14 protein-coding genes and 1 pseudogene are annotated in these 13,023 nt (G+C 33.0%); 1 reads left to right on the forward strand and 14 read right to left on the reverse strand.

Features of this window, described 5'->3' with window-relative positions; genetic code table 11:
- Positions 1–253: 253 nt before the first annotated feature.
- Genes WMO19_RS08860 through WMO19_RS08905 form a run of 10 tightly spaced genes read right to left on the reverse strand, consistent with a single transcriptional unit; the run spans position 254 to position 9,446 of the window.
- The gene (locus WMO19_RS08860; RefSeq protein WP_019124873.1) at positions 254–1,456 is read right to left on the reverse strand and encodes an ABC transporter permease; all 1,203 of its coding nucleotides are present in this window, start codon (positions 1,454–1,456) and stop codon (positions 254–256) included.
- A complete protein-coding gene (locus tag WMO19_RS08865; RefSeq protein WP_349171471.1) occupies positions 1,456–1,881 on the reverse strand; it encodes an FMN-binding protein in 426 nt (141 codons plus the stop codon). The genes WMO19_RS08860 and WMO19_RS08865 overlap by 1 nt, the downstream gene beginning before the upstream one ends.
- Positions 1,878–2,597, reverse strand: a complete 720-nt coding sequence (locus tag WMO19_RS08870) for an ABC transporter ATP-binding protein (protein ID WP_019124875.1) — start codon at positions 2,595–2,597, stop codon at positions 1,878–1,880. The genes WMO19_RS08865 and WMO19_RS08870 overlap by 4 nt, the downstream gene beginning before the upstream one ends.
- An 11-nt stretch (positions 2,598–2,608) precedes the next feature.
- On the reverse strand, positions 2,609–3,757 hold the full coding sequence (locus WMO19_RS08875; RefSeq protein WP_349171473.1) for an ABC transporter permease: 1,149 nt from the start codon (positions 3,755–3,757) through the stop codon (positions 2,609–2,611).
- Positions 3,747–5,030 (reverse strand): ABC transporter permease, encoded by a 1,284-nt coding sequence (locus WMO19_RS08880; protein ID WP_019124877.1) that lies wholly within the window; start codon positions 5,028–5,030, stop codon positions 3,747–3,749. Before WMO19_RS08880 ends, WMO19_RS08875 begins: the two co-directional genes overlap by 11 nt.
- Before the next feature lie 8 nt (positions 5,031–5,038).
- Positions 5,039–6,301, reverse strand: a complete 1,263-nt coding sequence (locus WMO19_RS08885; protein WP_349171484.1) for a DUF2318 domain-containing protein — start codon at positions 6,299–6,301, stop codon at positions 5,039–5,041.
- 57 nt (positions 6,302–6,358) lie between these two features.
- Positions 6,359–7,024, reverse strand: coding sequence for an iron transporter (locus tag WMO19_RS08890; RefSeq protein WP_349171474.1), 666 nt, complete (start codon positions 7,022–7,024; stop codon positions 6,359–6,361).
- A 9-nt stretch (positions 7,025–7,033) separates the two neighbouring features.
- A complete protein-coding gene (locus tag WMO19_RS08895) occupies positions 7,034–8,371 on the reverse strand; it encodes an FTR1 family iron permease (protein WP_349171476.1) in 1,338 nt (445 codons plus the stop codon).
- Between the two features lie 2 nt (positions 8,372–8,373).
- On the reverse strand, positions 8,374–9,051 hold the full coding sequence (locus WMO19_RS08900) for an ABC transporter ATP-binding protein (RefSeq protein WP_005953819.1): 678 nt from the start codon (positions 9,049–9,051) through the stop codon (positions 8,374–8,376).
- Entirely contained in the window at positions 9,051–9,446 is a 396-nt protein-coding gene (locus tag WMO19_RS08905) for a DUF4418 family protein (RefSeq protein ID WP_349171478.1), read from the reverse strand. Before WMO19_RS08905 ends, WMO19_RS08900 begins: the two co-directional genes overlap by 1 nt.
- Positions 9,447–9,640: 194 nt before the next feature.
- Here WMO19_RS08905 and WMO19_RS09915 point away from each other — a divergent pair.
- Positions 9,641–9,754, forward strand: a pseudogene (locus tag WMO19_RS09915) (transposase); the annotation flags it as partial.
- Positions 9,755–10,017: 263 nt separating this feature from the next.
- Here the strand turns inward: WMO19_RS09915 and WMO19_RS08910 are convergent.
- From WMO19_RS08910 to WMO19_RS08925, 4 genes are read right to left on the reverse strand one after another with little or no spacing between them, the layout of a single operon-like run.
- Positions 10,018–10,191 (reverse strand): FeoB-associated Cys-rich membrane protein, encoded by a 174-nt coding sequence (locus WMO19_RS08910; RefSeq protein ID WP_349171480.1) that lies wholly within the window; start codon positions 10,189–10,191, stop codon positions 10,018–10,020.
- Complete coding sequence (gene feoB / locus WMO19_RS08915; RefSeq protein ID WP_349171482.1) at positions 10,178–12,337, reverse strand: ferrous iron transport protein B; 2,160 nt, start codon at positions 12,335–12,337, stop codon at positions 10,178–10,180. The genes WMO19_RS08910 and feoB overlap by 14 nt, the downstream gene beginning before the upstream one ends.
- Position 12,338: 1 nt before the next feature.
- The gene (locus WMO19_RS08920; protein ID WP_070611988.1) at positions 12,339–12,581 is read right to left on the reverse strand and encodes a FeoA family protein; all 243 of its coding nucleotides are present in this window, start codon (positions 12,579–12,581) and stop codon (positions 12,339–12,341) included.
- 2 nt (positions 12,582–12,583) lie between these two features.
- Positions 12,584–12,814, reverse strand: coding sequence for a FeoA family protein (locus tag WMO19_RS08925; protein WP_070611990.1), 231 nt, complete (start codon positions 12,812–12,814; stop codon positions 12,584–12,586).
- Positions 12,815–13,023 lie beyond the last annotated feature (209 nt).

Consider the following 13,023-nt stretch of genomic DNA (forward strand, 5'->3'; position numbering starts at 1 on the left):
AGACTTTAAAGAGAAATTGTTTTGGTATGAAAAATTTTAATTTGTTTAGAAAGAGAATTATGTTTGCTTGTAAGTAGTGATAAAAAACATAAAAATTTCGCAAAACCCCTAGGGGTTTTGTTTGCTATGTTTATTTTTAATAGTTTTTACTTATTTTAGTTTTGATATTCTATTAGCGTCTAAGTATTGATTTTTAAATAAAAAGAGAGACTCGAGTTAAGGAGTCTCCCCAAAATTTGACAAATAGCCTATTTTAATCATTATCTCTTTGCATCAATAATAATTCTACTTTATTTATTTTATTAATAGCAATAATTGAAGATATTGGTCCTAACAAGGTTCCCAAAATTATTACTATTATTAACATTAAAATCATAAGGAATATATTCGGCCTTAAAAAAGGCATATTCAAAAGTGATGAAAATATATTATTGAAAGTTATGCTTAAAACAAAGGAAAGCACAGAACCTATGACTGCACCTGTACCATTAATTAGCATAGATTCAATAAGAACTACTTCACTGAGTTTTTTCTTTGTTGCTCCTAATATCCTTATGGTTGCAAATTCTCTTTTCCTTTCCTTAACTGATAAGGTATTTACAAGACTTAAAATAAAGAAAGCTAGTATCCAAATCAAAGCTATCAATATATACACATATACAAGCATGTTTTTTGCAGAATCTGAAACTTCTGTCATTATTTTTCTTGGCAATAAAGGATACACTTTTTCTTTTTTAAATTCTTCTTTAATAAGTTTTTGAATTGTTTTTGGATCTTTGTTTTTTTCAACTTTTACTAAAATAGAAGATATATCATCTTTTTTTGCCACCGGATGATTAATTATCTTTTCATATTCCTTGGCTAATCTATGAGTTTCTTCTATTGTCATAAAAACTGAATTATCAAAACCCATGCCAGTTTTTGCAAGCCTACCTCTTATCTCAAATTCTTGATTAAAAAATTTAACCTTATGATTAATAGTCCCCACAATGTTAGCACCTACAACAACTTGCCCAGCTTTAATTGGAGTTTTAATCTGTTTTTCAAGCCAAGGTTTAACGCTAAAGTCATCAGAAAAGTCAATTCCTATAACTTGAATGGGAAAAGAACAGCATCCAGCAGAAAGTGTAGCTAGATAAACTTGACCACAGGCTTTTTCAACTCCTGGTATTTTTTTTACTCTATTTAATATATCCTTGTCAAAAAAGAATGTATTAGGTTCTCCCCTTAATATTGCACCTGTAATTTTAGAATCATAACCTTCTGGAACTACTATAATGTCTGCTCCCATCCTATCTGATAGAGATTTCATGCCGTTTTTAAGAGAAAAAATTATAAATGAAGACATGAATAAAATAAAAGTTAAAATTCCTACAAGTAAAATCAAGGTAATTGACCTTGCCTTTTTATTTTCTATATTCTTTTTTGCTAAATTAACTGTGTATAAATCTTTCATTATTTTGCATTAGCAAGAGCATTGTTGCAAGCTTCTATAAATTGCTTGTAGGTTTCTGTTGCTCCCGAAATAACGTCCACTCCTTCAGGACTTCCTTTTTCCACTAATATATCTGGGTATGACTTTGCAAGATTTATAGCTTGTTGGGCAATCTTATATAGTCCTTCATTTTGGCTTTGACCATAAGATTCATCCTTTTCTTTTCCATCTCCATCAATGTTTTGCATTGTGCAAGATTCAATCTTATTGTCTTTAACACTTATATCCACTTTTACAAGTCCGCCTCTTTCATCCTTGGCAGATTCTCCTTGATATGTGCCATCCTTATAGCTTACGCTTGGAGCTTCTTCTTTTTTATCTCCTCCACAAGCAACTAGGACAAGCCCCAAAGATAAAATTATTAATACATTTAAAATTTTTCTCATATAAACTCCTTAAGTTTTTCGCCTTTTATTGTAGAATCAAGAACAGGTCTTTTTCTTTTCATTTTTTCTTCTTTTGAAATTTTACCATGTTCAAGAGTTATCATTCTTTCAGATTCTTCACCGACTTCAGGGTCGTGAGTTACAACAATAATTGTTGATCCTGCATTGTGAAGTTTTTCAAATATGTCAAGAACTATATATTCATTCTTTTCATCCAAATTTCCTGTAGGTTCATCGGCTAAAAGTATTGTAGGATGATTAATAAGAGCTCTAGCAATGCATACTCTTTGTTGTTCCCCACCTGATAATTGGTTGGGTAAGTGCTTGGCTCTATCAGCAAGACCTACTGCAGCCAAAGCTTCCATTGCTTCTTGTGCATCTGGCATAGAATGATAATATTGTGACATCATTACATTTTCCAAAGCACTTAAATAATTAACTAAATGAAATTGTTGGAAAATAAGTCCTATCTTATCCCTTCTAATAACTGTTAGTTCCTTAGGTGATTTTTTTGCTATATCTTCACCATCCAAAATAACTTCGCCAAGTGAAGGTTTATCCATGGCACCAATAATATTCATCATTGTTGTTTTACCAGAACCTGATGGACCCATTATAGAAATCCATTCGCCCTTTTCTACACTTAAATTGATTTTGTCAAGGGCTTTAAGTTCACCATAAATTTTTGAAACATCTACGAGTTTTAATATATCCATAAAATTCCTTTCTATTCTCCACGAAGCACTAAAGCTGGATCAATATCAACAGTTTTAGATACTGGTATTAAAGATGCAACTATAGTTATTACTATACATACAATAATTGTCATAGGTACTAAAAGAGGCAAGAAACTTACCTTTCTAGCAAATACCGAAATACTTACTCTATTGGCAAATATATATCCTAATGCAACACCTAAAAGTCCACCAAAAACCCCCAAAAATGCTCCTTCACCTAAAAAGTCAACGATTACTGACGAATTTGTGGCGCCCAAAGCTTTCTTAAGACCTATTTCTTTACGCCTTTCAGTTACAACTGCCATCATTGTTGTGGATACACATATCATCATTATGAATAATACTATTATCGTTACAATGAAGACAAGAGCTTGTAATTTATTCAAAACTATATCTTGTGAGGCGGTAACTCTTTTTACCATTTGTGGAGTTAGAGATCCATCCTTTTGTGAAATATTTGATACTATTTTTGAAAGATCATTTTGTTCAGCTTCTATTGAATATTCTACGACATCAAAATTTTTGTCTTTAACAAGCTGTGAAATATCATCAATACTCATAAAAATAAGTTCTTCTTCTTTACCACCTGTTGTTACAACTCCTGAAACAACAAAATTAGTATCTATAGAACCTTCTCCATTAACTTTGGGAGTATTTATAATAATTTTATCTCCCTCTTTTAATTCCAAAGCCTTTGAAACTTCATTACCTATTAAAACTTCTCTCGATTTTTCAGGCCATGAACCGTCAATAAGCCAGTATGGAGAATTTTCTTTCGCTCCCTTTAAATCTGTACCTGCAAGCATATAAGGTTGTTCATTAATTTTTGCATTTGTATAAATATAGGGTGCCTGACCGACAAGCTTTCCTGATGGAATTAAAGATTTAACTTCATCTAACTGTTCATTGGTAATTTTTTTATCAGGGTTAGTGGGAATTACCAACATATTTGCACCATAAGACCTAAACTCCTTACCCATTTGTCTAGGAATATCATAGTAAATAGTAACAAGCCCTGAAATAATTGTTGCTCCCATAGCTATAGCAAGTAGTGCTGTTAACATTCTTGCACGTCTCCTTGCCAAGGAAGTCATTATCATTTTTAAGTAAAATTTATTTTTACTTTGTTTATCTGCCATGTAGTACCTCCGTTGGATTTAAATTCAAAAGGTATCTTATAGCTGGTATTGAACCCAATATTGTAACAAGAATAATAAGTATTGCTACAATAGGAACTACCATAGCTGTTGGAGCTATTGCTGAGCCAAAAACTGTTAGACCAATAATCTGAGTAAGTAGCAGACCAACACCGTAACCTATAACTGTTCCAAATATCGCTGTCAAAATTATTTCCACAAGAATTATGGAAATTATCCTTCCATTTGACGCCCCTATAGCTTTTTGAAGTCCAATTTCATTAGATCTTTCCATTACAGATGCTGTAATAAGATTAGAAATACCAAAGCCTGAACCAATCAAAGTTAATACTGTAATTAAAACCATAAGAAGAGTAGTCTTATTTAAAATATCTCCTTCACTTTCTGCAACTTGGCGAATTGGCTTAGCTACAGAATCAGTCATTACTTCTGTTATTTGATAACAAATAGCAGAAACATAAGCTGTACAATACCATACTTCCCATTCCTTAATAGTTAAAGATAGTGGGTTTTTGGCAGCCTTTCTTGCTAAGTCATTGTCTGGTGTAGTAAGAGCTGATACTTCAACTTTATTAACAACTCCAGTAACTCCAGCAAATTCTTGTGCTGTTTTTAAAGTAGAATATATAAATGCATCTTCATCAGAACCTGATGAGAAAATACCCTTAACTTTTAATTTTTTTTCTAAATTATTGCTTTTTAGTTGGATTTCATCACCAACTTTAAATCCATTTCTGTCTGCAAAAATCTTTCCAAGCATAACTGAATCGCTATCATTTTCTGATAACCACTCGCCTTGAACTTCCCACCAGTTTTTAAGTCTAATCATACCAGTATCAACTGATTCTCCAGTAGGCAAATCCATATGATTATTAAACCATGTTCCTACCATCTTAGTATGTTTAGAATCATTATTACAAGAAACCCAAGTGTTAAGATATGGCGTATAGTCTACAATATTGTAAGCCCAAAAAATAGTTTTAATGTTAGGAAGTTCTGATTCCTTTAAATATTTTTGAACCTGCCCCTCTTTTTCTTGCATGCCATACAAATCATCAAGAAGGGAAGCTTCCTTAGGCAATACATTAATATTTGCTCCATAGGTCTTTAATTCTTGATTAACTTTATCTCCAACACCCAGCATGGTATTTAACATTGAAGTGGCAAGAGAAGCTCCAAGGGCAACTGTAAATGCAATAAGAGCCATCTTTCCCTTTTGTCTAAAAAGCGCTCCTTTAACTATTCTCCAAAACATAAGCCCTCCTACTTAAATACATAAGACAATGCGTCAAGATCTTTTGGCGCAATCTTTATCTTTTTATCATGGACAATGTATGGGAAAGGTATCGGGTTACATCCACCCTTAAAACCTATTGTACCCCTATTCATTACAACGTCGCACAACTTACAAATAACATCATCGCCTCTTTCAAAATATCCAGATGGACCACATATCTCGCAGGCATCAAGTACAACTCCATAGGAACCTTCTGATTTTTTAATGCAGAAAAATCTCATTTGTGCACCATCCTTTGCCTTATACAAATATCTGTGCAAATGCATATCCTCTAAGCTACTTAAAGGAATAACAATCATTCCATTTTCAGTTTGATAATCTTCAGGTGGTGAAAGGGCCTGTTCCTTATTAGCATATGCCTTTCCAACCGTTAATGAAAAAGTATTAATAAATAGAACGACAAGGAAAAAAATTGCCCAATGTCTTTTATTCTTCATTCTATACTTTATTTTTCTTAACTGAGCCATATTGCTATAATCTTCATTAACTTTAATATTTTGCTTATATAAAATTACTGGAATAGCTATCATAATTAACATTGTTGCAAATAAAAACACATTTTCGTGATTAGCTATAAATGCAATAACTCTAAAAAAGTTAACATTTCTAGGAATAATCCCTTTAGAATAAAACCTTTGAATTATGATATTAAATTGGCTGATACCCGAGCATATCAAGCTCAAAAAAACAATAATCTTTAAGTTTTTACCTTCAAGTTTAACTGAAGACTTATATATGGCAAGTCCTGATAAAATCATCATGATTATCCCAAAAACAAAGCCTAAAATCCTAAAAAGTACAATAGTTGAAACAGCACTTTCGCCATAATATACAAATTTGTTTGATTGGTTAAATACATATGGTAAATAATAAAAACACATTCCTACAAGATAAACAACAACCGATGCTGAAATGAAATTATCATAAATTTTAGCATTTATCTTATCTTCAAATATCATAAAAATTAATATTAAAAATACCGAGATAACTATGGGTACCATAGACCAGAAATTCAATTCTGTTCTATTAATAAAATTAGGTATATTTCTTATAATTATTGAAACAATTGCTGCAATTACCCCTAAAACTAAAGAAATTATAATAACATACTTTTTATATTTGCTATCTTTAGTTGTATAATAGGCAAGTATTAAAGAAATCATTAGAGAAAAGGCTATTCCCGCCTCCATAACTTTAATAAAAATTTTTAAAATAATTTCACCCCCCATAAATGCATATAAGGGGAACATGAATTCCCCTTCAAAATATTAAAAATTTTCAAAATTTTACCATTGTGGTCCGTTCCATTCAAAGTCAGTCCATTCTGCAACAAGTGGTTCTGTCCAGAATCTACCTGTTACACCAGTTTCTTTATCTACGTGTAGTAAGTAGTCATTGCCTGGTGCAGCTACTTCAAATTTTACATCATAAACGCCAACACCTTCGTCAAATTTAACATTTGCACCATAGTGCGGACCATCAGATGCGTTCATTGGCATGAAAGCTACTTCTTGAACATGATCTGAACCTTTCTTTTGTAAATAAGCTTTTACTTTTAACCATGGAACAAAATCACCAACACCATAACCTAATGTTGAACCTTCTTGTGATGCTGTAATGTCAGCTTCAATATGGCAGTCAGCTTCTTCTTTAGGAATTGAGTTTCCTGCTGGTTCCATATCAACTGGTTGGAAATATACACCAGAGATTACTAGAGGTCCTTTAGTTTGGTCATCGCCAATTGGAAATTCTTCAAATCCTGCATCTTCTCCTGGAGCTGCAGCTTTTGCATCTCCTGCTTCTTTCTCGTTTCCTTCAGCTGGTGTTTTTTCTTCTGTAGAAGTTTTAGCTGTATTATTAGCTTTTGTATCTTCTTTTTTACCACAAGCTGTAAACATTAATGCACACACAAGCGTCATAACAACAAGAAATAAACTTTTCTTTTTTAACATAATACCCTCCTATTTTTTTTCTTGGCTGGCTTCAAGCTCAGCTCTAATTTTTTTGTTTCTATTATTTTGATAGATAACAGAAACAATGGTTACTACTAATAGAATAATTTGTGGAATAAGATTTTCATACCTATCGTATATACCTATAACTTCACAAGACCATCCATTCATCCAAGGAACTATAGTTCTGCCTATTACATCTGCTTCTTGTAATTCTCCTATGCCCTTTCCTAAGAAAGACAAGCAAAGTATAAACATTAGCCAAGAAGTAAATGTAAAGAATGGTTTTAATGGTAGCCTTACAGAAACTTTAGCAATTAAATAATATACAATTGCAAGTATTATGGCGGCAACTAAAAGTCCAATCCACATATGCATTGGATTATCAGAAATGCCTGTTCTCATACCTTGGAAAAACAAAATAAGTTCTGCACCCTCTCTTGCTACTGCTAAGAATGAAGTGAAAGATAAGGCAAAATAATTACCCTTGGAAACAGATTGTTCAACTTTGTTTTTAATGTATCTATTCCAAACTTCAACTTCAGATTTAGAAAGCATCCAATTGGATACATAAAATAGTACGATAACAGCAAGAAACATCGCAATTCCTTCGAATATTTCTTGTCCCATTCCAGACTCAACTTCTCCCACTGTATTGGCGATGATATTAAATACTCCAGCTAGGACTACTGAAAAAACAATGCCTAGCAAGGCTCCAATATATACACCTTTTAAATAAATTCTATTATTAGTCTTTGATAAATATGCAGCAATGGCAGCTACAACTAAAATGGCTTCAAGTCCTTCACGAAGTGTAAGTCCAAGAACTGCAAAAAATGTGCCAAATCTTTTTAGCAGCTCTCCCAACAATTGACCTGTTGAAAGGCTGTTTGCATCTTCTTGACTTTGACCACTGGACTTAGAATCTCCAGAGGTTCCATCAAGAGTATGAGCATCTTCATGAAGATAAGTTATAAGTGCATCAATTTCATCTTTAACTTCTTTTGGGTCTGCATCTTCTTTGATAGAATTTTTTGCTCTGTAAAATTGATGTTCAACCATTGAACCCCTTTGGCCTGAAATTGCAGACATAGTTGTTTTTTCAAATCCAATTTTTTCATAGAATTTAAAGTAAGCTACATTAACTGCGTCTGTGGCTGCTTTTTTAGCATCCTTATCTCCAGGCTTGTAAACTTCCACAGCTTTTTGTAAATGTTCTGACATAGCATCAGCGACTTCAACCCAGTTAGCATAATTTGTTTCTGCTGCAAAAGCAGGCATGAAAGCGAGGCTAATCATGATTACTATCATTGCGAAAATGCTAGTCCTTTTCTTTAATAAATTCATCTCTATCCCTCTTTTTTTATCAAACTTCCATCTTCCATTTGGCAAAGTGTATTGCCATATTTTAAAATATCAAGCTCATGAGTAACTATAATAAGTGCAGTACCTTTAGAATTTATTTTTTTTAATAAATCCATTATCTCCATAGTGGTATTTTTATCCAAATCACTTGTAGGCTCATCTAAAATCAAAAGTTCCGGCGAATTAATCATAGATCTGGCTATCAGCACTCTTTTTAGCTCTCCTCCAGATAAATTTTTAGGGAAATCATCTTTCAAATGCAAAATTCCCATCTCATCAAGAAGCATAGCTGCTTTTTCATAAGCAGAGTCATCTCTTTTAAATAGATAATAAGGAAGAGACACATTCTCTAAAACATTTAAATTTGGAAGTGTTCCTAGACTTTGTGGCACAAAACCTATGACTTCATTCCTATATTTGCTAATTTCTCTATCAGAAAAATCACTCATATCTTTGCCCTTAGCAAAAATTTTACCTTCAGTCGGTTTTAATAAACCAGACAAAAGATTTAAAAAAGTTGACTTCCCAGAACCACTTCTGCCAATTATATTGACAAAATCTCCCTCCTCCAAGGTGAAGTTTACATTTTTAACTGCAAAAAGTGTATTAGAACCTCTCTTAAAACTCTTACTTAAATTTTCAGTTTTAATTATTGATTCCATTATGAATTTCTTTCTTTAATACAATAATAAATATTAACTAAAACTAATATTCCTGCCAACAATGTGCAAAGTGGAATGGTTTTTGCTCTGCAAGCCATATCAGCTTTCATGCATCCACCAATAAGCACATGAGCGTTTAGTATCTCTAAAATACCAATTGCTATATTTGAAATAGATAATCCTAAAGATATTTTTGAATCTTTAACTACAATAAGAATGATTGTTAATACTAAAATGACTGCTCCAATACCCATAGTCATATTTCCCATCCAATGGCATTTCATGAACATCCCATTTTCCATAGGAGGACAAACTGGTGTTATAAATTTTGGTGCAAGCACTAACAAGAGACCTATAATAGCAGAAATATATCCTAAAATCTTTTTTCTACTCATTTTAATTATCCTTTCTACTTATCTTTAGTGATGACCTTGTAATATAAAAACGTGTTTATATTTTTTTGAAAATTACATTAATTATATGTAAATTGGTAATTAATATCATTTAATCATCATTTTTAATTATAGTGCGTAATTTTATTAATTTTTTCAAGATTTTCTTAGAATATATTTAATAAAATTTAAAAGAATTTAGATCTTGTGTCACTGCTTTTAATAAGTGGTTTGATGAAATATGCAATTCTTTTGACTGTCCTTGGTCTAATGGTCCTCTTGAAGGCACACATACTAAGATAAAACTTTAAAGAAAAATTGTTTTGGTATGAAAAATTTTAATTTATTTAGAAAAAGAATTATGTTTGCATGTAAGTAGCGATAGGAAAATGGGAAAATTCACAAAACCCCTAGGGGTTTTGTTTGCTATACCTATTTTTAATGGTTTTTTAGTTATTTTAGTTTTGATATTCTATTAGCGTCTAAGTATTGATTTTTAAATGAAAAGAGAGACTCGAGTTAACGAGTCTCCCCAATATTTGACATAGAGCCTACATAAAGAAAGAGACTCGAGTTAACGAGTCTCCCCAATATTTGACATAGAGTCTTTTTTTTCATTTACTGAGCAGGTGCTGTGGCATGAATCACAGCCACAACCGCATCCACTCTTTTTGTGCATTACTTTTTTAACTGCAAGGGCAATTGCAGCAATTATAACAAGGCCGACTAAAATATTAATTGGACTCATACTTTACCACCTCATCCTTATTCTTTTCAAAATCCCTTTCATTTAGCTTTGACCTATCCTTTCTAAATAGGAGATAGCCGTAGATAAATAGAACAAGTATAGCCAAGGCTGTCATTAGGTTGAAGGATCCACCTTCAAATAATCTGCCAAATTGATAAATCATAAAGGCAACTGTGTAGGAGAACAAGATTTGATAACCTATTGCTAGACCAAACCATTTCTTTGAACCCATTTCTTCCTTTATAGCTCCCGTTGCTGCAAAGCAAGGAACTGTAAGTTGGTTGAAGAAAACAAAGGCAAAGGCTGATGCTGTTGTAAATCTTTCAGCTACAAGTGCAACCATTGGCGCATCTTCTGCTCCAACTTCCCCAATGCCTGCAAGAACTCCATAAGTTCCAACTACAATTTCCTTGGCAACAAGTCCAAGAATTGTAGCAACACTTGCTATCCAATCGCCAAAGCCAAGAGGAGCAAATATTGGTGCAATGGCCTTTCCTATTACTGCAAGAATTGAATCTTCAGGATCTGCATTGAAGTCCATAAAGTGTCCTGTAACAGAAATACTCTTCAAGAACCAAACTACAACTGTTGCAAGAAGAATTATTGTTCCAGCCTTTACAACAAAGGCCTTACATCTAAACCAAGTTGCCTTTAAAACATTGTGGGCACTTGGCATGTGGTACTCAGGAAGTTCCATTACAAAAGGAGCAGGATCTCCTGAAAAATATTTTGTCTTCTTTAAAATTATTCCTGATACAATAACGGCAAGGATTCCGCCAAAGTACCAAAGAGGTGCATACCACCAGCTGCCACCCAAGAAGGCAGCAAACATTGCAATAACATCTAGCTTGGCACCGCAAGGCATAAAGGATGCAGTCATAATAGTCATCCTTCTGTCGTTATCTGACTCAATGGTCCTCGTTCCCATAATGGCAGGCACTGAACAGCCAGTTCCCATTAAAATCGGAATGAAAGACTTGCCAGATAGGCCAAATTTTCTAAAAATTCTATCTAAGATAAAGGCAATTCTTGACATATATCCAATGTCTTCTAGGATTGCTATGAATAAAAACAAAGTAGCAATAACTGGCAAGAAACCAAGAACAGCACCAACGCCGCCGATAATTCCATCAACTAAAAGAGATGTCAAAAATTCTGATGTGCCAGCATTTTCCAAGAAACCTCTAAAGTTTTCGCCAATAATTTCTGTAAAGAATTTTTCATTTACCCAGTCCGTTACAGGTCCGCCAACATAATTTATTGCCAAAATGTAAACTAAAGTGATGACGCCAATAAATATAGGAAGAGCCAAAAATCTATTAGTAACTACCCTGTCGATCTTGTCAGAAGTAGTCATTCCCTTTCTGCCTTTTTTGACAGCATCCTTAGTTACTTCAGACACAAAATTGTATCTTCCATCTGTGATTATGCCTTCGCCATCGTCGTCATATTTTTCTTCAGCTTCCTCAATAATTTCCTCTAGCCTTCTAGTTTCCTTGCCATAGAGAGGATACTCTTCGATAATTTTTTCGTCTTCTTCAAAAAATTTAACAGCAAGCCATCTCTTAGCTGGATTTTCTTTTATGACGCTGAAGCCTTCAATTTCCTTGATGTAGTTTTCAATATCAGGGTCAAATTCGTGATAATGAGTAATTTTTGTGTGGGCAGCTTCCTTTGCCGTCTCGATTAACTTATCAATGTTTTCATTTTTTAAAGCAGAAATCTCAACAACCTTGCAGCCAAGCTTTTCCTCTAGCATCTTAATATCTATGAAGTCATTATTTTTTCTTACAACATCCATCATATTAAGAGCAATGACAACAGGAATGCCAAGTTCCACAAGCTGAGTCGCCAAAAATAAATTTCTCTCAATATTAGTAGCGTCCACAACATCAATAATTGCATCTGGTCTCTCATTTACCAAATAATCTCTTGAAACAACTTCTTCCAAAGTGTAAGGCGAAAGAGAATAAATGCCAGGCAAATCTGTGAAGTGAACTTCCTTATCCTTTTTATACTTGCCAGTCTTTTTTTCAACAGTTACACCAGGCCAGTTACCAACATATTGGTTTGAGCCTGTTAAATTGTTGAAAAGAGTGGACTTACCACTGTTGGGGTTTCCGGCAAGTGCAATAGTAATAGCCATCTTAGTCCTCCTTCTTTTCTATCTCTTCAATTGAAATAAGTTCAGCATCAGCCTTTCTTATGCTGAGTTCATAATTTCTAATATTAATTTGTACGGGGTCCCCTAGAGGTGCCACCTTTCTTATATATATCTCAGCATTTTTTGTGATGCCCATGTCCATTATTCTTCTCTTTAATGGACCTGAACCATTTATCTTTTTTACTATGTAGTATTTACCAACAACTGCATCTCTTAATGTTTGCAAATTTACATCTCCTCAACTAAAATCTTCTTTGCAATGTCTTTGCCTATAGCAACTCTTGCATCCTTAATAGAAACAATTAAATTACCATCGTTCTCGTTTACAACCTTTATTACCGCTCCCTTAACAAAACCAAGATTTGCAAGGTGGGATTCAGTGACGCTGCTATTTTTTAAAGTCTTAACTCTTAAAATCTTAAAATTAACATTTAAGGGCGCCATTATCAAACTAAGCATCTTTACACCTACTTATTTAATAAGAAATAATTTTTTTATATTTGAATTTGATTATCAATTTCTTAAACAATTATAACACAGCTAATTGAAAAATAACATAAATTCGATAATATTTTTAAATTAATTTTATTAGATGAATTGCAAATAAAAGTGCGACACCTAAATTAAACTAAGTTCATGTAAAAATAATTCAAATGGAGTTTGATAAT

This window comes from Peptoniphilus hominis (ex Hitch et al. 2025), assembly GCF_040096015.1.
GTDB classification, from domain to species: domain Bacteria; phylum Bacillota; class Clostridia; order Tissierellales; family Peptoniphilaceae; genus Peptoniphilus_A; species Peptoniphilus_A hominis.

Excerpts from the sequence above, each read along its gene's own strand:
- WMO19_RS08900 (WP_005953819.1), bottom strand. The coding sequence starts at position 9,051 with ATGGAATCAATAATTAAAACTGAAAATTTAAGTAAGAGTTTTAAGAGA.
- WMO19_RS08910 (WP_349171480.1), bottom strand. The coding sequence starts at position 10,191 with ATGAGTCCAATTAATATTTTAGTCGGCCTTGTTATAATTGCTGCAATT.
- WMO19_RS08875 (WP_349171473.1), bottom strand. The coding sequence starts at position 3,757 with ATGGCAGATAAACAAAGTAAAAATAAATTTTACTTAAAAATGATAATG.
- WMO19_RS08865 (WP_349171471.1), bottom strand. The coding sequence starts at position 1,881 with ATGAGAAAAATTTTAAATGTATTAATAATTTTATCTTTGGGGCTTGTC.
- WMO19_RS08905 (WP_349171478.1), bottom strand. The coding sequence starts at position 9,446 with ATGAGTAGAAAAAAGATTTTAGGATATATTTCTGCTATTATAGGTCTC.
- WMO19_RS08860 (WP_019124873.1), bottom strand. The coding sequence starts at position 1,456 with ATGAAAGATTTATACACAGTTAATTTAGCAAAAAAGAATATAGAAAAT.
- WMO19_RS08895 (WP_349171476.1), bottom strand. The coding sequence starts at position 8,371 with ATGAATTTATTAAAGAAAAGGACTAGCATTTTCGCAATGATAGTAATC.
- feoB (WP_349171482.1), bottom strand. The coding sequence starts at position 12,337 with ATGGCTATTACTATTGCACTTGCCGGAAACCCCAACAGTGGTAAGTCC.
- WMO19_RS08890 (WP_349171474.1), bottom strand. The coding sequence starts at position 7,024 with ATGTTAAAAAAGAAAAGTTTATTTCTTGTTGTTATGACGCTTGTGTGT.
- WMO19_RS08885 (WP_349171484.1), bottom strand. The coding sequence starts at position 6,301 with ATGGGGGGTGAAATTATTTTAAAAATTTTTATTAAAGTTATGGAGGCG.
- WMO19_RS08870 (WP_019124875.1), bottom strand. The coding sequence starts at position 2,597 with ATGGATATATTAAAACTCGTAGATGTTTCAAAAATTTATGGTGAACTT.
- WMO19_RS08925 (WP_070611990.1), bottom strand. The coding sequence starts at position 12,814 with ATGCTTAGTTTGATAATGGCGCCCTTAAATGTTAATTTTAAGATTTTA.
- WMO19_RS08880 (WP_019124877.1), bottom strand. The coding sequence starts at position 5,030 with ATGTTTTGGAGAATAGTTAAAGGAGCGCTTTTTAGACAAAAGGGAAAG.